General features: G+C 39.0%; 20 protein-coding genes. 19 read left to right on the top strand and 1 reads right to left on the bottom strand.

What is annotated here, in order from left to right; translation table 11 throughout:
• The 5 genes from VCHSUH03_RS07265 to pyrR form a co-directional block, all read left to right on the top strand.
• On the top strand, window positions 1-276 hold a 276-nt coding region (locus VCHSUH03_RS07265), incomplete at its 5' end, for a SemiSWEET family transporter (RefSeq protein WP_277620754.1).
• 489 nt (window positions 277-765) lie between these two features.
• Window positions 766-930, top strand: coding sequence for a DUF362 domain-containing protein (locus tag VCHSUH03_RS07260; RefSeq protein WP_005386021.1), 165 nt, complete (start codon window positions 766-768; stop codon window positions 928-930).
• A gap of 107 nt (window positions 931-1,037) precedes the next feature.
• Window positions 1,038-1,478, top strand: coding sequence for a signal peptidase II (lspA, locus tag VCHSUH03_RS07255; RefSeq protein WP_024065015.1), 441 nt, complete (start codon window positions 1,038-1,040; stop codon window positions 1,476-1,478).
• 61 nt (window positions 1,479-1,539) lie between these two features.
• Window positions 1,540-2,463: an RluA family pseudouridine synthase gene (locus VCHSUH03_RS07250; protein WP_105094540.1), complete on the top strand. Its 924-nt coding sequence runs from the start codon at window positions 1,540-1,542 to the stop codon at window positions 2,461-2,463.
• 158 nt (window positions 2,464-2,621) lie between these two features.
• The gene (pyrR, locus tag VCHSUH03_RS07245) at window positions 2,622-3,143 is read left to right on the top strand and encodes a bifunctional pyr operon transcriptional regulator/uracil phosphoribosyltransferase PyrR (RefSeq protein WP_105089436.1); all 522 of its coding nucleotides are present in this window, start codon (window positions 2,622-2,624) and stop codon (window positions 3,141-3,143) included.
• A 45-nt stretch (window positions 3,144-3,188) separates the two neighbouring features.
• Here pyrR and VCHSUH03_RS07240 read toward each other — a convergent pair whose 3' ends face one another.
• A complete protein-coding gene (locus VCHSUH03_RS07240) occupies window positions 3,189-4,382 on the bottom strand; it encodes a tRNA(Met) cytidine acetate ligase (protein WP_105094539.1) in 1,194 nt (397 codons plus the stop codon).
• A 187-nt stretch (window positions 4,383-4,569) separates the two neighbouring features.
• On the opposite strand from VCHSUH03_RS07240, the gene VCHSUH03_RS07235 reads away from it, so the two are divergent.
• The 14 genes from VCHSUH03_RS07235 (at window position 4,570) to VCHSUH03_RS07170 (ending at window position 19,401) form a co-directional block, all read left to right on the top strand.
• Entirely contained in the window at window positions 4,570-5,133 is a 564-nt protein-coding gene (locus tag VCHSUH03_RS07235; protein ID WP_039969076.1) for a hypothetical protein, read from the top strand.
• Window positions 5,134-5,136: 3 nt separating this feature from the next.
• The gene (locus tag VCHSUH03_RS07230; RefSeq protein ID WP_105094538.1) at window positions 5,137-6,342 is read left to right on the top strand and encodes an acetate/propionate family kinase; all 1,206 of its coding nucleotides are present in this window, start codon (window positions 5,137-5,139) and stop codon (window positions 6,340-6,342) included.
• Between the two features lie 151 nt (window positions 6,343-6,493).
• Entirely contained in the window at window positions 6,494-7,117 is a 624-nt protein-coding gene (locus tag VCHSUH03_RS07225; protein ID WP_105094537.1) for a hypothetical protein, read from the top strand.
• A gap of 102 nt (window positions 7,118-7,219) precedes the next feature.
• Window positions 7,220-7,786: a Maf family protein gene (locus VCHSUH03_RS07220; RefSeq protein WP_105094536.1), complete on the top strand. Its 567-nt coding sequence runs from the start codon at window positions 7,220-7,222 to the stop codon at window positions 7,784-7,786.
• 167 nt (window positions 7,787-7,953) lie between these two features.
• Complete coding sequence (gene radC / locus VCHSUH03_RS07215; protein WP_105094535.1) at window positions 7,954-8,652, top strand: RadC family protein; 699 nt, start codon at window positions 7,954-7,956, stop codon at window positions 8,650-8,652.
• A gap of 169 nt (window positions 8,653-8,821) precedes the next feature.
• Window positions 8,822-9,859, top strand: a complete 1,038-nt coding sequence (mreB, locus tag VCHSUH03_RS07210) for a rod shape-determining protein (protein ID WP_060923982.1) — start codon at window positions 8,822-8,824, stop codon at window positions 9,857-9,859.
• Window position 9,860: 1 nt separating this feature from the next.
• Window positions 9,861-10,778 carry a rod shape-determining protein MreC gene (mreC, locus tag VCHSUH03_RS07205; RefSeq protein ID WP_105094534.1) on the top strand — a complete coding sequence of 306 codons (918 nt, stop codon included), beginning with the start codon at window positions 9,861-9,863 and terminating at the stop codon, window positions 10,776-10,778.
• Window positions 10,775-11,266: a rod shape-determining protein MreD gene (gene mreD, locus VCHSUH03_RS07200; RefSeq protein WP_105094533.1), complete on the top strand. Its 492-nt coding sequence runs from the start codon at window positions 10,775-10,777 to the stop codon at window positions 11,264-11,266. The genes mreC and mreD overlap by 4 nt, the downstream gene beginning before the upstream one ends.
• Window positions 11,267-11,289: 23 nt before the next feature.
• On the top strand, window positions 11,290-13,212 hold the full coding sequence (gene mrdA / locus VCHSUH03_RS07195; protein ID WP_105094532.1) for a penicillin-binding protein 2: 1,923 nt from the start codon (window positions 11,290-11,292) through the stop codon (window positions 13,210-13,212).
• 1 nt (window position 13,213) lies between these two features.
• Window positions 13,214-14,137: a P-loop NTPase gene (locus VCHSUH03_RS07190; RefSeq protein ID WP_105094531.1), complete on the top strand. Its 924-nt coding sequence runs from the start codon at window positions 13,214-13,216 to the stop codon at window positions 14,135-14,137.
• Window positions 14,138-14,145: 8 nt separating this feature from the next.
• Window positions 14,146-15,249, top strand: a complete 1,104-nt coding sequence (gene rodA, locus VCHSUH03_RS07185) for a rod shape-determining protein RodA (protein ID WP_105094530.1) — start codon at window positions 14,146-14,148, stop codon at window positions 15,247-15,249.
• Between the two features lie 57 nt (window positions 15,250-15,306).
• Window positions 15,307-17,190: a TIGR03960 family B12-binding radical SAM protein gene (locus VCHSUH03_RS07180; RefSeq protein ID WP_105094529.1), complete on the top strand. Its 1,884-nt coding sequence runs from the start codon at window positions 15,307-15,309 to the stop codon at window positions 17,188-17,190.
• Window positions 17,162-17,857 carry a TIGR03936 family radical SAM-associated protein gene (locus VCHSUH03_RS07175; protein ID WP_105094528.1) on the top strand — a complete coding sequence of 232 codons (696 nt, stop codon included), beginning with the start codon at window positions 17,162-17,164 and terminating at the stop codon, window positions 17,855-17,857. Before VCHSUH03_RS07180 ends, VCHSUH03_RS07175 begins: the two co-directional genes overlap by 29 nt.
• 116 nt (window positions 17,858-17,973) lie before the next feature.
• On the top strand, window positions 17,974-19,401 hold the full coding sequence (locus VCHSUH03_RS07170; RefSeq protein ID WP_105094527.1) for an Rne/Rng family ribonuclease: 1,428 nt from the start codon (window positions 17,974-17,976) through the stop codon (window positions 19,399-19,401).
• Window positions 19,402-19,405 lie beyond the last annotated feature (4 nt).

Raw genomic sequence — 19,405 nt, 5'->3', positions numbered from 1 at the left:
AGGAGATCATCTATGACAAAAGAAAGATTTAACATGTTAGTTGGTTCTATTGGTGCATTTATTGGTGTATTTGTATTTTTAGCCTATATCCCACAAATAATTGCTAATCTTCATGGTCAACCTAGTCAACCATGGCAACCATTATTTGCAGCAGTATCCTGTTTGATCTGGGTATTATATGGTTGGACAAAATCACCTAAACGTGATTATATTTTAATCGTACCAAACCTTGCAGGCGTTATTTTAGGTACACTAACATTCTTAACATCTTTCTAAGTGCTATAAGAAAAAAATAGTATTATTGTTATATAGTGAATAATAGTAAAGATATTACTTTACTTTATAAATATAAATGAGGTCGAATCGTATGATTCGGCCTTTTTTAGAGTGAAGTTTATATGTTAGATTAAAATATAGATAAGCGTTAAATCTGTTGTAATAAAAAAATAGTTTTTATGATAATAAATATTGATAATTAAATTCCTATTATAATGATTAGGATTTTATAAAATTGATAATTACAACATTCTCATTTGTTGAATATCATATTCAATTAATTAAATGAAAAGTAATATCAAAATACCTATAAACATAGGCTTTGTATGATAAAAATGAAAAAGTAATATGCAAAAATATATACAGTTTTTTATCATTTTCATTTGACTTTCAAAAAGAACTGTGTGATAATGAGAACATAAGTTGAGGCAAGTGCCTTTCTAAATGATAATAAAAGTTCTGATCTATATTTTTATGGAGGTCCTAATTATGAGAGTTATTGCTGATGGTTGCATTAAATGTGGTTCTTGCGCATCTGTTTGCCCAGTTTCTGCTATTTCTGAAGGCGAAACTAAATACGAAATCAACGATACTTGCATCGATTGCGGTTCTTGCGAATCCGTTTGCCCAGTATCTGTAATTTCCGCTGAGTAATCACAAATTAAACTGCCCCTCATTGAGGGGCTTTTTATTTTGCCTAAATTTGCTTAACTTAGTATAATAGGACTATTAAGATATATATTATTATAAGGGAGTACAGCTTGTTTTATATTATACTAATCCTTTGGTTACTCTTAGATCAATGGACTAAATATTACATTATGAATCATTTTATGTTAGGTGAGTCTTTAGTGGTTATACCCAATGTATTTCATTTAACATATATTATTAATCGCGGTGCAGCATTTGGCATGCTTGCTAATCAGCGATGGTTCTTTTTACTGGTAGCAGTTATTTTGCTGGGGGTTTGTGCGTATTATTGGAAGCGCTTATCAAAAGGTCCGTGGACGTTACAGATTGGATCTGCTTTATTAGTGTCTGGTGCTATTGGTAATGGCATAGATCGTTACATGCTTCACGGCGTTGTTGATTTTTTTGATTTCCGTATATGGCCTATTTTTAATGTTGCTGATATTGGTATCTGTGTAGGCGTAGCTTTAGTAGTCTACTATTTATTTACATTAAAAGATGATGATAAATAATTCATATATTATGACAAATAATTAATTAATATATGATACTTAACTCATAGAGAGGTAGAGGATGAACGAATATATTGTAAGTGCTGAGCAAGACGGTATGAGACTGGATGTATTCTTAACAGAACATATGGAAGGGTCTCGTAGTTATATTCAAAGTTTAATTAAAGGTGGTCACGTTACAGTAGGTACTAAGGTAGGGAAAGCAAATCTTAGACTTACACCAAATGCTGTTGTACGTGTAGAGGTACCGGAACCTGAATCTGTAGAGGTAAAACCAGAGGATATTCCTTTAGATGTATTGTATGAAGATCATGATATTATCATTGTAAATAAACAACGTGGTATGGTTGTTCATCCTGCGGTGGGCAATTATTCGGGTACACTTGTTAATGCATTGCTATATCATTGCAAAGATTTATCTGGTATTAACGGTGAGATTAGACCTGGCATTGTGCATCGTTTAGACAAGGATACATCTGGTGTTATGATGGCTGCTAAAAATGATGCAGCTCATATAGGTTTAGCGGAGCAGGTAAAGGAGCATTCTGCTAAACGGACATATTTAGCATTAGTACAAGGTAATATTGTAGAAGAAAAGGGGACTATTAAAGCTCCTATTGGAAGACATCCTAAGGATCGTATGAAAATGGCTGTTGTCTTTGAAAATAGTAAGGATGCAGTTACTCACTTTAATGTAGTTGAACGATTTGGCCATCAAACCCTGGTTGAATGTAATTTAGAGACTGGGCGCACACATCAAATTCGTGTACATTTTGCTCATATTGGACATCCTGTTGTTAATGATCCGTTCTATGGTTACCGTCGTATGGATTTTCCTATTGAAGGACAGGCATTGCACTCTAAATCTTTAGATGTAAAACATCCTATTACAGGTGAAAGTATGCATTTTGAGGCGCCTCTTCCAGATGACTTCAAAGCATGTATAGAGTTTGCTAAAACATATCGAGAAGATAAGCGTAAATAAGCGAAAAAATGAAACGAAATCAAACGAAATGTAAAGAAACGTAGACAAACGTAAATACATATAAATAAAATAACTGTCTTATATTGTGGTTTACTAAATAATCTTCTAACTATATTTGTAAAGGGGCATAGAGAACTCTGTGCTATAAGGGCGTATATATGGAAAAGAAACGCTTATTGATGGATCAAGATGCTATTATGCGCGCGATTCGTCGTATTAGTCACGAAATTCTAGAACGTAATAAAGGCTTATCTAATGCTCTTATTGTAGGCATTGAACGACGTGGTGTTATTTTGGCAAAACGTTTGCAGGCCGAAATCGAACGCATTGAAGGTATTCGTATTGAATGTGAATCACTCAATGTTGCTATGTATCGTGATGATCGTGATGCTCGCCAAAAAGAGGGGAAACCATGTACGATTGATACAACGGAGAAAACAATCATTCTCGTGGATGATGTACTTTACACAGGGCGTACTATTCGTGCAGCTTTAAATGCATTGATGACATCTGGTAGACCTAAATCTATTCAATTAGCAGTACTCGTGGACCGTGGTCACCGTGAATTGCCGATTCGCGCAGACTATGTGGGTAAAAATATTCCTACATCACATCTTGAAAGTGTACGAGTTGCCGTAGAAGACTTAGATGGTGAAGAAGGGGTTACAATACAGGAATAATCTGTATTGTAACCCCTTTTTTTGCTTAAATTAAAATTATACTTTTTATTTGATATATTGCGGTGTATATGTATAGTCTGTATGACCTACACGTCTCTCTTCATTATGGAAACATAAGGCTTGTATATCTGTAGCTAGTGTATCTATATGATGCATAGATTTTCCGAGATTATTGAGCTGAGTAGGTGCTTTAGCCCATTTTTGAATGAGTGGAATGTCATGTTCAGTTCTCAGCCATTGGCGTCCTCTGTCGTTAAAGGCTAGTAATCTAGCGTATTGAGGGCCGTCTTGCATAGCGATATTTATCAAGTCTTTCGTAATGCCTAATGTAAGATATGCACCCATGCGCTGTAAACGGGCGTAGGTGTAGCGCTTGGATTTTATTTGCTCAATGGCAGATTCCCATGAAGGCTGTTGTGCTGCTTTTAACCACAAGTGTTCAATACCTTCAGTAAAATCAACAAAACGCTCTAATTCATTGATATTCATGCGGCGACTCAACATATGTACCATATTGTAATATCTATTGTAGTCGACATAGTCATCATTTGTGATTCTATGCGTCATATCAGCTAGAATTGGTGTTGGAATAGTACTTTGAAGCGTTGAACACATATCTAAGGGATTAGCAGTAGTGATGAGATGACGCAATGCCGTACCGGATGGTAACTCTTGATTGAAATTGTGATTGTGGTGATCAGATGTACGCTGAATAGGAATATATTCTAAGTTTGGATAATATTTTATTGCAGCACGGATATATTCAAGTCCTAATAAGGCATTAGGTGTGCTAAGTGATTCGGAGCCTAGCGCTTTACGGAAGGCTGTACCATAGGACATGCCTTCATTTAAATAATTGCGTAATTCATTTTGGGTGCTTTCACAATCCATACGCTTAGCCGTATGAATGAGTTGATTTAAATCAGTTGTTTCAGAACCAAAAGAAAGCGTATCAATGGATAAAGCCTTAATTAAACGAACCGCACCTGTCCCAAAAAGTTGCGCACTGCCTAAGGAATAGAGTGTAGGGAGTTCGATAACAACATCTGCACCGCCAAGCATGGCCCAACGCGCGCGATCGAATTTTGAGAAAAGGGCTGGTTCGCCACGTTGTACAAAGGAGCCACTCATAATACAGATGCGCAATACATCAGGATATCTTGTAGCTAATGTATGTAGTTGATGTGCATGACCATTGTGAAATGGATTGTATTCGCAAATAATACCGATGGTTTTCATAGTGACTCCTTTCATTAGTGTTAGTGTAACAAAGCATAGAAAGACTGTAAATAAATTTTGAACTTAAGAGGCCGTATAGTAAAGAAATAGATGTAAAAAATGTGTGTAAAACTAAAGTTTTTTGTAGATTTTATTTGTTCTATAGGCTATAATTAACTGTAAATGCTGAATTGATGTGAGGTATATGATGAAACAAAATTGGAAACGTACATTACAAGGGGCTCTGCTCGGTGCTGCGCTACTAGCAATGGCGGGATGTGGCTCTACAAATGTAATGGATACATATAGTTTTGGCCATCAAGTTATCCGTGCTGGTCAATCTGAAATTACCATTGCTTTGCCTTATGAAATGGGTAAAAGCACAAAAAATATGTCTGATGATGGGTATCCAATTGACATTTATGGATCTGTTACAGACCATATGGTGATTGAGGTTGAGGCTTTGCGTGCCGGTGAAAATAAACCATTGCCAACGGTAGATGAGTATGTTAACCGCAGCAAATCTGAGTTTACTAAAATCGGCGGTACCATCAAAGAAGAGTCTGTAGCTTTAGAAGGCGCGTCTGCTAAAAAGCTTGATGTGACTTATACAACTCAAGGGCAAACATTTAGATTTTCTCAATACGTATTCTTAGATCATGGCGTATTGTGGAATATAGTCTACCAATATCCTGAAAAGGATCAGGTAGGTGCTGATATCAGCAAAGAAATTCAAAACAAGATTCAAGTTACGCAACAGAAAGAGGGTTAATCGATGAACGTATTAGTAGTTAACTGCGGTAGTTCTTCCTTGAAGTATCAATTACTTGATATGACAACTGAAACAGAATTGGCAAAAGGTCTTTTTGAAAAGATTGGTGATCAAGACGCTATCTTCACTCATAAACGTCCTAACGCAGATAAATTAGAACGCGTTGAACCAATTTTGAACCATAAAGAAGCACTTCGTATTTTGCTTGATATTTTAGTTGATGCTGAATATGGTGTAATTAAGTCTATGGACGAAATCGACGCTGTTGGTCACCGTGTAGTACATGGCGGTGAAAAATTCGCTGACTCCGTATTGATCACTCCAGCTGTTATGGAAGCATTAGAAGAATGCTGCTCATTGGCTCCATTGCATAACCCACCAAACATTCAAGGTATTGAAGCTTGCCAAGCTATCATGCCAAACGTACCACAAGTTGCTGTATTCGATACTGCATTCCACCAAACAATGCCTAAAGAAGCTTACATGTATGCGCTTCCTTACGAATACTATGAAGACTATGGCATCCGTCGTTATGGTTTCCATGGTACATCCCATAAATATGTTGCACAACGTTGCGCTGAATTGATGGGTAAACACATGTCTGACCTTCGTATCATCACATGTCACTTGGGTAATGGTTCTTCCGTTTCCGCTATCAAAGGTGGTCGTTCCATCGATACAACAATGGGCTTCACTCCATTGTCCGGTTTGATTATGGGTACTCGTACTGGTGATATTGACCCAGCTATCGTTCCATTCTTGATGAATAAAACTGGCATGAACTACGAAGAAGTAGATACTGTAATGAACAAAAAATCCGGTGTACTTGGTATTTCCGGCGTGTCCAATGACTTCCGTGTTATCGAAGAAGCAGCAGCTAATGGTAACAAACGTGCTCAATTAGCATTGAACATGTTCCACTATAAAGTTCGCCGTGTAATTGGTGCATTCGCAGCAGTTATGGGTGGTGTTGACGCTATCGTATTCACTGCTGGTATCGGTGAAAATGGTATCGGTAACCGTGATGCAATCTGCAACGGCTTAGAATACTTGGGCACTCGCATTGACTCTGAACGCAATAATATCCGCGGTAAAGAACAAGAAATCAGTGCTGAAGGCTCTAAAGTTAAAATCTTCGTAATCCCTACAAACGAAGAAATCATGATTGCTCGCGATACTCAACGTATTACAGCATCCTTGAAAAAATAATATAGTTCGTATATGAACTAGGTGACTAATAGAGTCATAAAACCCCGTCTATATCTTAGGAATAGATGGGGTTTTTGTAGTTTTTATACCTAGAATACCTTATAATAGAATGTATAGTTATAAAGTAGTAGTTCTTTTAAAGGGGTAATATATGACAGTATTATATGAAGAAAAATCTCAGCGTGCTAAAAGTGCAGAGTGGCTAGTATTATGTTTTGTGATTCTATTATTGTGCGGTGTCGGGTACACTACATATCGTAGTATTAATTTACATACAGTGCTAATTGCTGAATACTTTATTGAGATCATGGCCATTATCGTAATTGTGAAACAGGCGGTTAGTCGATATACATATATTCTGACAGATACAAAATTGGTAATTGAAGAATCTTCTATCTTTAGAAAGCGCCATTTTGAGGTAGATTACGATATGATTGACGGCGTGTTTAAGTTTGAACGTGAATTATTGACAAATATTAAATATCGATATAAATATAGAAAATGTTCAACTTCTGATCCACGTCCTATTTGGTCTCTAGTATATGCGATTGTAAAGGGTGATAAGGTTCAAAATGGTCGCCTTTTATTGAAAGCGGATGATAAATTTTTTGACATCTTAGAGGAACATGTACCAGGTCGTATCCGTGTGCCTCAAGCGGACATTGTGTTTTATGCTGCAGTCCGTGCTGATGCGGTAAAACATGGTGAAGATGTACAAGAGTACTATAAAAAGTTAACAACACCTGAAAAGGATGGCCCTGATATTCTTGTTTAATTTACAGATCTTTTCTAATTTATATTATCTAAATTAGTTGGAATGGTTTTATTTATAAAACGGTGAAATTAACTAAAATTCATATACTATAAAGGAGTGCAAATGGCTGGATTATATTTGGCGAGCCAATCACCACGAAGAACTGAATTATTAACACAAGTTGGTATTGATCATATTGTTGTATCAAGTGCCTATGAAGAGGCTAATAAGGGTTATGATGATCCTATTGAAATGGTGAAAGAACAAGCTTTAGGTAAGGCTCGTGCGGCTGTAGGCGTACCTGAAGGGAGCATCGTACTAGGTGCTGATACGATTGTCGTATTAGACAATCAAGTGCTAGGTAAACCTCATGATGAATCTGAGGCTCGTCATATGCTAGAGCGTTTATCAGGCCAAGTTCATTCTGTAATTACTGGTGTAGCCTTGCTTATTAAAGGTCAAGAAATAGTTTTTCATAATGAAACAAAGGTATATTTTAAAAAATTAGCTCCTTTTGAAATAGAATCCTATATTGCTAGTGGCGAACCTATGGACAAAGCTGGCGCCTATGGCATACAAGGTAAAGGTGCTTTATGGGTAGAGAACATAGAAGGCTCTTATACCAATGTGGTAGGATTACCTGTTGAACATGTATACGATGAATTGTGTAAAGCATTAGGTGCTAAATAATACTATCATTTGATGGCGATGGTGCTATAATCGGCTGTGCTGTGCTGTGCTGTGCTGTGCTGTGCTGTGCTGTGCTGTGCTGTGCTGTGCGCTATTGATATAGTAAGAGAGTAGATGTGTGTAGTTAGATTTACAAATGGTGTTATCTATTTGAATGGAGAGATTCTATGGAAGTACCAACAGTAAGTGTAAAAGACATGTTACCATTTCAGCGTCCCCGTGAAAAATTTCTTGCTTTAGGACCATCCCATATGGCGATGGAGGAATTGCTAGCTATTTTATTGCGTACTGGGGTGAAAGGTCAGTCTGCCATATCGCTAGCGAGTGATATTGTACAGTCCTATGATGATGGGGAGTACGGTCTTAATAGAATGACCGTTGAAGAGCTTATAAAAATTAAGGGAATTGGTACAGATAAAGCGGTAACTTTGTGTGCGGCTCTTGAGATGGGGCGACGATTAGGGGAACTAAAAATTAAGGAAACATACGAAGATTTTTCTCAACCTTTTGTCATTGCTCAATATGTAATGGAGCGCCTGCGACACGAAGATGTGGAGCATGTATGGGCAGCTATGTTGACGTCTCGAAATAAGTTGATTCAGTTAGAACATATTTCGAATGGAGGTTTAGTATCTAGCCTCGTAGAGCAGCGAGCTGTTTTTAAGAAGGCCATAGCTTGTAATGCGGCAGCCATTATCTTAATACATAATCATCCATCTGGCGATAGCCGGCCTAGTGACGAAGATATTCGGCTTACCAAGTTATTTGTTAGTGCAGGTCAGTTTATGGGAATACCAGTATTAGATCATATTATTATTGGTGATAATGAATTCACTAGCCTTAGTGAAATAGGTAAACTTAGTTAGAGAATGCACATATTAATAGTAAAAGCACTCATAATAATGAGTTCACTCTTTCTGATTTGTTCAGTGAAGAGATGTATACATCATTATAGGAGTGCTTTTTCTATTCAATAGATAAAGTCGCATTATATGTGGTAAAATGGAATAATGATGTAATGAAGGAGATTTTACTATGAGTTCCATTTTACCTACTCTAGGAAAAGATGTAAGTATAGATATTGGTTCCATACAGACGCGCCTCATGGGGGGGACGCGAGGAACTGTTATAAGCGAACCATCTATTATAGCAACTGATACAAAACAAGAAAAAGTAGTAGCCGTTGGGGATGAAGCGGCACGTCTTGTATTGCGTATGCCCGATATGTGGCGCCCTTTGACACCATTAAAAGATGGATTTATTGTGGACTATCGAGTTATGCACACGATGCTTAACTATTTTCTGAATAAAGTGTCTAATGCATTGCGCCGCGCTCGAGTTCTTGTTGGTGTTCCTTGTGGGATGACCGACGTTGAGCAAAGAGCGATGATGGATGCTGTTATTCAGGCGGGAGCACGCGAAGTATTTCTTATCGAGCGACCTGTCGCTGCAGCCATTGGTTGCGGTGCACCTATCTTTGAAGCTCGTGGATCTATGGTCATTGATATTGGTGGTGGCACTGTCGATATGGGCATTGTTTCATTGGGCGGTATTGTAGACAGTAAAACGATTCGCTTCGGTGGCTCAGATATCAATAATGCATTGCTACGCTATGTACGTGAGTGTTTTGGGGTTATCGTTTCTGAAGAAATTATAGAAGATATTAAACATACAGTAGGCACCGCTATGGCACCTTTAGAAGATGCGGAATATGCCTTTCAAGGCCGTGATATGATGAATGGTTTAGGCAGACGTTGTGTTATTCATCAGTCCGAGGTATATCAAGTTGTTAATGACTGTATTGCTGGCCTTTTAGATGAAGTGAAACAAATGATTCGTTCTGCTGAACCTGAGATTGTAGCAGATATTATGCAATATGGAATATATCTTACTGGTGGTACTGCGCAACTGTCGGGTTTGGCTGAGCGTATCGGGGGCGAGTTAGGTGTGCCTGTACATGTTCCGGATGCACCAGAGACAAAAGTCGTTGTGGGCCTTAACGGGGCTTCATCTGACTTGGTGAGCTTATCACGTTTTATTGTGAATTCTAAAAATAGAAAGGGCCAAGACTAATATGATACAGTCAGATAAAAAGTTAATTATCGTTGTTGTCATTAGCTGTATTCTATTAGCGTTGCTCGGATTTGCATGGAAACAACGAACTAGTATTCCTTTTGTTACTGTCACTCTTGAAGGTATTACAACGCCATTTGCTTATGGATCTGCCCGTTTGCTTGACGGTGTACAAACCGGTTTTACAGTACTCAATAATGCTATTTCTGCAACTATTGAAAGTGATGAGGCAGCATCTCGCAAGGCTGCATTAGAACAAAAGGTTGTTAACTATGATGAAGTAGTAGCAGAAAATATTCGACTTCGTCAATTGCTCAACTATAAGAGCAATCATCCGGAATTCTCCATGACTTTAGCAGGTATTATTACAAAGGATTACGGCACATGGACAAATACTTTCACTATCGATAAGGGTAGTGAAGAAGGGATGGCTGTCAATATGGCTGTCGTTGTACCAAGTGGGGTAGTTGGTTTTATTACCGATGTATACCCTCACTCTTCTCGAGTACAAACCATTCTTGACCCGCGTAGTGCAATCGGTGTTATTGTACAACGTCCTGAATCTCGCCTATCTGGTGTCGTAAAAGGTGATGGCGACTCACCTCGTACGCCATCAATGGTAAATATTGCTCGTGATGGTGATGTATTAGTAGGGGATAAATTAATCACCTCTGGGTATGGTGGTATCTACCCTAAAGGATTGCCTGTTGGTAATGTACAGTCCATCGAAAATGATACGGAAGGTTTTGTAAAGAATGCCGTAATTACACCAAGTGTGGACTTCTATCGTTTAGAAGAGGTGTTTGTCCTTACATCATCTTCCGTAAGTGCACCACAAAAACCAGGTCTTGAGCCTAAACTAGTACCTCAAACACAACGAGATCAAGTTGAAGGGGCAAAGGGGGCCGTTAAACCATGACGCGTCTAGCTTTAGTACTCTGTGGATTTTTAATTTACTTTATACAGGCCCAATTATTGCCTGCTATTTTTCATACGAATTGGTTGCCAAATTTAATTTTGACCACCATTGTTATAGTCACACTATTTAAAGGTCGTTATATGGGGCTGATGGCAGCTGTTATAGGTGGTATTGTACATGATGTATTGATATCTAACTTCTTTGGGCTCCATTTATTCCCTTACGTTCTTGTGGTTTACCTATTATCTGCAGTGAAACATCGACTCTATGAAGAACGTTGGTATTGGTCCAGTGCTATTGTAGCCATTTGTACATTGCTTGATGGATTTATCCGGAGCTTAATGATATTGGCCAGTGGTGGAGATTTACATATAGGGATATATATGTGGCATATGGTTATACCAGTACTATTTTGGAACGGTTTATTGGCGGCCATCGTACATGGATTATTGTGGCGTAAGGACGAACAGCAAGATTATATTTGGTAATAAATTAGTAAGGGGGTGAAAGAGTGCTTGAAGGCCTCTATAAACGAAGAAAAACGAGTCGCTTTGATGTACTCTTTTACATTGTAGCGGGTATATTTATAGTGTTAGCATTGCGTTTGTTTATGCTACAAATCTTGGCTGGTGGCTATTATCAAGCCAAGGCGGAAGGCAACCGATTGCGCATGGTACCGATGACTGCAGCACGAGGCGTTATGTATGATCGTAATGGTCAAATTCTTGTAGGCTCTCGACCTGCCTATACTATATCTATCATGCCTACTGGAAAGGCTTTGGATGATGGTGAAGTTGCTAAATTGGCAGCTTTATTAAAAATGAAGCCTGAAGATATTACAAAGAAGGTTAATGATCACAAGTATGGTTATGAGCCAATACGTATTGCTAATGATATTTCTATGGACGTAGTGACAACCATTGAAGAGCATCGTCATGAATTACCAGGGGTAACCATTGATGTTGAGCCACTTCGATACTATCCATATGAAACGATGGCTTCTCAATTATTTGGTTATGTTGGTGAAGTGAGTGAAGAGGAATTAGAAGAGCTAAAACAGCAAGACCCTAATACACTGGTAAGTGGTGGTACTATTTTAGGTCGTTCTGGTCTCGAAAAATTATATGATTCTATCTTACGTGGTACCGATGGTGGTAAACAAGTTGAGGTAGATGCTACAGGTCGTCCTGTGGCTGAGGTAGATCGAAAACATACAGTGCCAGGTGCTAATATTCATCTAACCATCGATGTGAATTTACAAAAGGCTGCAGAAGAAGCTGTTAAGAATCAGCTCGATCAATTGCGTGCGCAAGGTATTCCCGCACAAGGGGCAGCAGTGGTGGCCATGGACCCTAATACAGGGGCTATTTTAGCTATGGTCAGTGCGCCTGAATTTAATCCAAACTGGTTTTCTAAAGGGATTACAACTGCTCAATGGAATCAGCTGAATAATGATAAAAATCATCCTTTTGATAATAAGGTTATTTCTGGTGAATATCCACCAGGATCACCATTTAAGATTATCACCGGTACAGCAGCGTTAGATCTTAAAAAGGTTACTCCTGAAGAGATGATCTTTGACAGTGGTAAGCACTGGTTGATCGATAAGCGAAATGCAGAAGGTGAAGCCTTAGGATGGCTTAACTTTAATAGAGCACTTGCTAAGTCAGATAACGTTTACTTCTATGAAATGGGTAATCGTGTAGGCATAGAAAATCTCGATAAATATGCGGCTTATTTTGGCATTGGTGAAAAGACTGGCATTAATTTACCAGGCGAGGCGTCTGGCATTATGGCAAGCCCTGAGTATAAACGAAAAGTATATGATGAAGATTGGTACTTAGGTGAAACCTTCGATGCTGCTATTGGTCAATCTTTTACCTTAGTTACGCCATTGCAAATGGCTGTTTTGCTCAGCGAAGTAGCTAATGGTGGTATTAAATATAAACCTTATGTGGTAAGCCGTATTGATAATAAAGATGGCACTCCGAAAGAGATTTTTGGTCCTGATAAATTAGGTATTCTACCAGTTCCAAAAAATATTATGGACCTTATTCGAGAAGGTTTGCGTGATGTTACAAACGAAGGTGGTACAGCAGGGGACTTATTTAAAGGCTTCCCAATTAATGTAGCTGGTAAGACTGGTACTGCAGAAAATGCACATGGCCGAGATCATGGCTGGTTTGTAGCCTATGCACCATATGATAAGCCACAAATTGTTGTGGTTGCACTTGTTGAACAAGGTAGCTTTGGTGCGGGCTCTGCAGGTCCAATCGTACGTGATGTGCTAGCCGCATATTTCAATGTACCATTAAATAAAAAAACGAATGACACAAATACTAAAAGTAATAAAGATAGTGCAACTGTAGGGAATACGTCTAATGGGCAGAAACCTCAGAATGCAGTAACAAGTGGGCAACCAAGAAAGGATTAGTATGGGCGAAATCATTGGTGTTGTATCCGGTAAGGGTGGCGTAGGTAAAACGACCGTCACTGCATGCTTGGGTGCAGCCTTAAGTCATGCAGGGCACCGCGTATTGCTCTGTGATGGAGACTTTGGATTGCGCGATTTGGATCTCGTGTTAGGCGTGGCAGATGAAATTATCTATGATGCACTTGATGCGAGTGAAGATAAAGAATATACAAATGATGCTATTGTATCCATTGCAAAAAATCTAGATTTCTTACCGGCTAGTCAAAGTGCACGCTGGGAAGATATAGGTCGAAAGAAGTATAAGAAATTAGTTCGTCGGCTTTGTGATGTATATGACTATATTCTGATCGATGCACCAGCAGGGATTGGCAAGGGCATTGAGTCAATTTTAGATCTTGTGAGTCGTTGTATCGTTGTGACACATCCATTGTGGGTATCCTTGCGCAATGGGGCGCGTATGATTCAAGTATGTCAAGAACATAATATTCGCGACTTTGCTATTGCCTTTAATGCAGTGCCAGTAGATGGTGAAGACATAGATTTATATGATATGTTGGAAGTCCTTCGCGCCGAGTATGTAGGGGCTATGATTCCTTATGATGAAGATATCCTAACATATACACAAGATGGTCATTTGTTAGACCTTGCTTCTCATGAGTTTCGTAATGTATTAGCACCTCTTGTAGACTATGTTGTGACAGGCGATTGTTGGGAAGATTATGATGTACAAAAACAATTTGATGCCTATGTAACTAAGAAAAAAGCGGCTAAAGAAGAATCATGTACACCGACTCTTGCTTCAGCTGGTGAGTCTATCTTTGGAGATTCGAATACTGTTTTGTATATTAATCGCGGTGGATGGACTACTCAGCGTTTATTAGTGCAAGGTAAGCAAAGTTTATGGCGCCGTCGTAAATTGAAATAGGTGATATGATGTGGCGGAAACTATGGAATGATAGCGACTGGGCTATTATCATATGTACTTTTCTACTGGTTTGCATTGGCTTAGCAGCTATTGGCAGTGCAACTCATGTTAATCAAGAGCCTATTGGATTTGGTAGTTTAGTAGTAAAGCAACTTATATTTTTCCTTGCTAATGCAGCTGTTGTGATAGCCATGCAATTCCTTAACTACCATCGGTTAAAGGATTGGGGCAATATCATTTATGGCATTACCCTTTTGATGTTAATTGCCGTTATGGCCGTTGGTACATCTGCATTGGGTGCTCAACGGTGGATTCAACTGGGTCCTATTACCATTCAGCCATCAGAATTTTCTAAATTATTGATGATTATCTGTATGGCCAAAATGCTAGAGCCTCGTATTGGCAAGTTAGATACATTTAAGTCTTTAATATTGCCTGTATTATATGTTGGGGTACCTATTGGACTTGTATTTTTACAACCTGACTTAGGTACATCTCTTGTGTACATTGCCATTTTTGTGGGGATGCTATTTATCTCTGGCATTAAAACTAGACTCATAAAAATTATCGCGGGCACTGGTTTATTATTGATGCCTTTAGGCTGGTTTGTACTGAAAGAATACCAAAAACAACGTATTCTCGTATTTTTAAATCCAGATATTGATCCCTTTGGATCTGGCTATCATATTATTCAGTCTAAGATTGCCATTGGTTCTGGGTTGATTTTTGGCAAAGGTATCTTTAATGGCACACAAAGTCAGTTGAACTTCTTACCAGAAAATCATACGGATTTTATTTTCTCCGTTATTGGTGAAGAATTTGGCTTTGTAGGTTGTATCATAGTATTGTTATTGCTCTTTATGCTTATTTATCGCAGCATTAAAGTGGCGTATATGTGCAATGATAATTTTGGTATGTTATTAGCTACAGGGATTGCCACTATGTTTACCTTTGAGGTACTCGTTAATGTAGGTATGACAATTGGTATTATGCCTGTTACTGGTATTCCATTGCCATTCCTTAGTTATGGTGTTAGTGCATTGACTACGAATATGTTGAGTATTGGTATTTTGTTAAATATCGCAATGCAACGGACAAAATATATTTTTTAAATAACCTATATATAGGATTGATTGTGAAAGAAGTCTTTCAGAAAAGACGGAGGATGTATGATTCAATTAGATACGTCATGGTTACAACATGTCCAAAAGCCTGCTCGTTATACGGGTGGCGAATATAACAGTATCGTAAAAGATCACAGTACTGTTGATGTAACAATGGCATTAGCTTTTCCAGATGTATACGAAGTGGCCATGAGCCATTTGGGTATCAAAATTTTATATGGTCTTGTAAACCGTCGTGATGATGCAGCAGCGGAACGTGTGTTTGCACCTTGGCACGATATGGAAGAGGAGATGCGCAAGCGCAACATTCCTTTATTCTCTTTGGAAACTCGTACGCCTATTAAAGACTTTGATGTACTAGCCTTTACGCTTCAATATGAGATGAGCTTTACTAATATTTTGAATATGCTCGATTTGGCTGGCATTCCTATGTACGCTAAAGATCGTGATATGGATTTCCCGTTACTCGTATGTGGTGGCCCATGTGCATTTAATGTAGAGCCTATTGCAGATTTCTTTGATATTGTATCTCTCGGTGAATCCGAAGAATGGGGCGATGAATTTATCGACCTCTATAAAGCTGAAAAAGCAAAAGGTTTCCCTGGTGGTAAAGAGGCGTTTTTGCGTAAAGTGGCTCAAATTCCTGGTACCTATTGTCCAGCGTTATACGATGTAGAATACACAGAACAAGGCGATTTTAAATCTATTACACCTCGCTTTGAAGATGTACCGGCAGCTGTAGAGAAACGCATCGTAGAGGACGTAGAAAATGTATTTTACCCTACAAAACCTGTGGTGCCTTTCTTAGATATTGTGCATGACCGGGCAGTACTAGAATTATTCCGCGGCTGTACACGTGGTTGTCGTTTCTGCCAAGCGGGAATGCTATACCGCCCTGTTCGTGAAAAGACGCCAGAGCGTTTGCTTCAAATTGCTAAGGATACGATTGCTAACACTGGTTATAATGAAATCTCTTTGATGAGCTTAAGCTCTGCGGATTATTCTAAATTGCCAGAGTTAGTAGACATGCTCATGGAAGAGTTCAAAGACAAACAAGTAAGCGTAAGCTTGCCATCCTTGCGCATCGATAGTTTCTCCATCGATATTGCGAAAAAGGTGCAACAAGTACGTAAGAGTGGTCTTACTTTTGCTCCTGAAGCGGGTACACAGCGCATGCGCGATGTTATCAACAAAGGCGTTAGCGAAGAAGATTTATTGGCAGCGTGTACAAATGCCTTTAAATCTGGGTGGAATACAGTTAAACTGTACTTCATGATGGGCCTTCCTACTGAAACTGATGAAGACCTAGCAGGTATTGCTGATTTGGCGTACAAGGTGCTTGATTTACACCGTGATATTACGGGTAAACGCAATGGTTCTGTAACTGTGAGCGTATCCTTCTTTGTGCCAAAAACACATTCTCCATACCAATGGTATGGTCAACAAGATGTAGAGGAAATTCATCGTAAGCAACGGTATTTAAAATCTCTCATCAATAATCGCAATATTTCCTATCATTACCATGATGGCTATACGGGCTACATGGAGGCTGCCTTTGCTCGTGGGGACCGTAGATTATCTGAAGTTCTTGTAAAAGCCTGGGAAGCAGGTTGTAAATTTGATGGTTGGACTGAGTTCTTCAACTATGAAACTTGGTTACAAGCATTCGCTGACTGTGGTTTAGATCCTGCATATTTTGCACGTCGTACTCGTGATTTCGACGAACCATTACCTTGGGATCATTTAGATTGCACTGTAAGTAAAGCTTTCTTGAAACGAGAGTGGGAACAAGCGGTAGAGGCAAACTTAACAAGTGATTGCCGTCGCGGTCCATGTAAGGGCTGTAACGTATGTCCAGAGCTAAATACTGCAATTATTGACTATAAGGAGGGTGGCAGAGTTGAAAAAGTTACGTTTGGCCTTAAATAAAGGCGAAAAATTGCGATTCTTGTCGCACCTTGATTATGCACAAGCAGTAGAACGTATGATTCGCCGCGCAGAAATTAAAATGGCTTATTCTGAAGGCTTTAATCCACATATGAAAATTAGCTTTTCCTCTGCACTTGCTCTAGGTGTAACAGCGGCGGCTGAATATATTGATATGGATGTCATTGAAGATGACAGCTTAGAGTCTATTATAGACCGTTTAAATCGTGTAGCACCGCCAGGTCTTGAGGTGCTAGGTGGCAAGGAAATGCCTGAAAAGGTTAAAAAGATGATGGCTATCTGTAACTTTGCTATTTACGAAGTAACAGGTCCTGTAACGGATGAACATGCGGATTGGGATGCTTTGCTCAAATCTTTCAATGAAGCTACGGAGATTTCTTATGAAAAGGTAACGCCTAAGAAAACTCGCACTATTGATGTGAAAGAGTTTGTAAAAGAACCTATCGTAGCATCTGTTAAGGACGGTATGGTAACCCTTACAATGGGCATCGGCATTTATCCGCAAGGCACAATCAAACCTAGCGAAGTATGGAACCTTGGTAAAGATCAATATAACTGGCCTATTACGACGGGATATGAAATTCATCGTAAAGCGATTATGGTGGAAAATGAAGAAGGTCGTTACACTCCTTTGGAAATTAACTACTAATACTCGTTATATACATCTTAATTACTAATATCTTTACATAAATCTTAAGCGGTTTATATACGCTTTAGTGTTTTAAAAGATCTATATATTTTAAATTGAACGAAGGGAGGGATAGGATGCATAAAATTTTGGTCAATGTTATGCGAGAAGAAATTCGCATGGCTGTTATCAACGAAGAAGGGCAGTTAGTAGATTTTGTCTTAGAACGTACTGATGAGTCTCATATGGCAAATCATATGTACAAAGGTACTGTTAAGAACGTATTAAACGGTATGCAGGCTGCCTTTGTTGATATAGGGGGCTCTCAAAATGCGTATTTGAACCTTCAACAGGGGAAAGAACAGAAAATCTTGCCACGCCTATCTGTGGGACAGCAAATTCTTGTACAAGTGGTAAAAGAGGAAATGCTTGGCAAAGGAGCTCGCGTTACAGCTGATGTGAGTTTGGCAGGACGCTTTATGGTGCTTTTACCATATTCTGAAGGCATGCATATTTCTAAGAAAATTACTGATGAAGCAGTACGTGCTAAATTACAAGAATTAGCAGTGCCTTATGTACAGGAAGGCTGTGGATTTATTATTCGTACCGCAGCCGCTAAGGCTAGTGCTGACGAAATCGGTCGTGATATGGAATATTTATGGCGTACATGGCAACATGTATTAAAACGATTTAAGGTGGCTAAGAGTGGTACTGATCTCTATAGTGATGCGGATTTTTGGTTCCGCCTTGTGCGAGACTATGCGCATCGCAATGTAGAGGAAATCATCGTCGATTCCGATATGGGCGAATCACGATTGATGGACCTCTTAGGTCATGGCCCTACATCACAGCAAATTAAAGTGACACGTCACCGTGGTAGCACACCTATCTTTAAAGCCAATCATATTGAACCACAATTAGAAGATCTTATCTCTCGTGATATTAATCTACCTTCCGGTGGCTCTATCCGTATTGATCATACGGAGGCTCTCACCGTATTTGATGTAAACTCGGCTCATTACACAGGTAAGTCTAATAAGTTAGAAGATCTGGCTTTTACAGTCAATAAAGAGGCGGCAAAGGAAATTTGTCGACAATTGCGATTGCGCGATATTGGTGGTATTATCGTCGTCGATTTTATCGATATGAAGGATAAGTCCCATCAACAAGAGTTGTTAAAACTGTTGAGCGCACAAGCTAAGTTAGATAAGATGAAAACTGTCGTATGTGGCATTAGTTCACTTGGTCTTGTGGAGATGACTAGAAAGCGTGCCCGTCAAGGTTTGCAAACCTTGATGTTTGATACATGTCCACAATGTGGTGGCACTGGATACATGTTGTCAGGTAGAACTGTATACATGCAAATTATCCGTCGTATACGTGAGCTGTTTAAATCAGGTCGCATTAAATCTAATCTAGAAATCGAAGTACATCCAGAGGTAGCCCAATACTTAACTAAGGCTGTCCTTGAGGAGTTAGGCGATTCTATAGGGCGTAAGATTTCGATTGTAGTGAATTCACAAATTAGCCGAGAAGGATATTCTTTGATGGCAGTAGCAGAATAAGTAA

Source organism: Veillonella infantium, from assembly GCF_002959895.1.
Taxonomy (GTDB): domain Bacteria; phylum Bacillota; class Negativicutes; order Veillonellales; family Veillonellaceae; genus Veillonella; species Veillonella infantium.
Note: the sequence above shows the minus strand (reverse complement) of the source record. Positions and strands in the feature narration are given on the sequence as shown.

Bases quoted from the DNA above. Each gene is read 5' to 3' on its own strand.
- VCHSUH03_RS07170 (WP_105094527.1), top strand. From the start codon at position 17,974: ATGCATAAAATTTTGGTCAATGTTATGCGAGAAGAAATTCGCATGGCT.
- pyrR (WP_105089436.1), top strand. From the start codon at position 2,622: ATGGAAAAGAAACGCTTATTGATGGATCAAGATGCTATTATGCGCGCG.
- VCHSUH03_RS07230 (WP_105094538.1), top strand. From the start codon at position 5,137: ATGAACGTATTAGTAGTTAACTGCGGTAGTTCTTCCTTGAAGTATCAA.
- VCHSUH03_RS07235 (WP_039969076.1), top strand. From the start codon at position 4,570: ATGAAACAAAATTGGAAACGTACATTACAAGGGGCTCTGCTCGGTGCT.
- VCHSUH03_RS07225 (WP_105094537.1), top strand. From the start codon at position 6,494: ATGACAGTATTATATGAAGAAAAATCTCAGCGTGCTAAAAGTGCAGAG.
- mreC (WP_105094534.1), top strand. From the start codon at position 9,861: ATGATACAGTCAGATAAAAAGTTAATTATCGTTGTTGTCATTAGCTGT.
- VCHSUH03_RS07180 (WP_105094529.1), top strand. From the start codon at position 15,307: ATGATTCAATTAGATACGTCATGGTTACAACATGTCCAAAAGCCTGCT.
- VCHSUH03_RS07220 (WP_105094536.1), top strand. From the start codon at position 7,220: ATGGCTGGATTATATTTGGCGAGCCAATCACCACGAAGAACTGAATTA.
- radC (WP_105094535.1), top strand. From the start codon at position 7,954: ATGGAAGTACCAACAGTAAGTGTAAAAGACATGTTACCATTTCAGCGT.
- VCHSUH03_RS07250 (WP_105094540.1), top strand. From the start codon at position 1,540: ATGAACGAATATATTGTAAGTGCTGAGCAAGACGGTATGAGACTGGAT.
- mreB (WP_060923982.1), top strand. From the start codon at position 8,822: ATGAGTTCCATTTTACCTACTCTAGGAAAAGATGTAAGTATAGATATT.
- mreD (WP_105094533.1), top strand. From the start codon at position 10,775: ATGACGCGTCTAGCTTTAGTACTCTGTGGATTTTTAATTTACTTTATA.
- VCHSUH03_RS07260 (WP_005386021.1), top strand. From the start codon at position 766: ATGAGAGTTATTGCTGATGGTTGCATTAAATGTGGTTCTTGCGCATCT.
- VCHSUH03_RS07190 (WP_105094531.1), top strand. From the start codon at position 13,214: ATGGGCGAAATCATTGGTGTTGTATCCGGTAAGGGTGGCGTAGGTAAA.
- VCHSUH03_RS07240 (WP_105094539.1), bottom strand. From the start codon at position 4,382: ATGAAAACCATCGGTATTATTTGCGAATACAATCCATTTCACAATGGT.
- rodA (WP_105094530.1), top strand. From the start codon at position 14,146: ATGTGGCGGAAACTATGGAATGATAGCGACTGGGCTATTATCATATGT.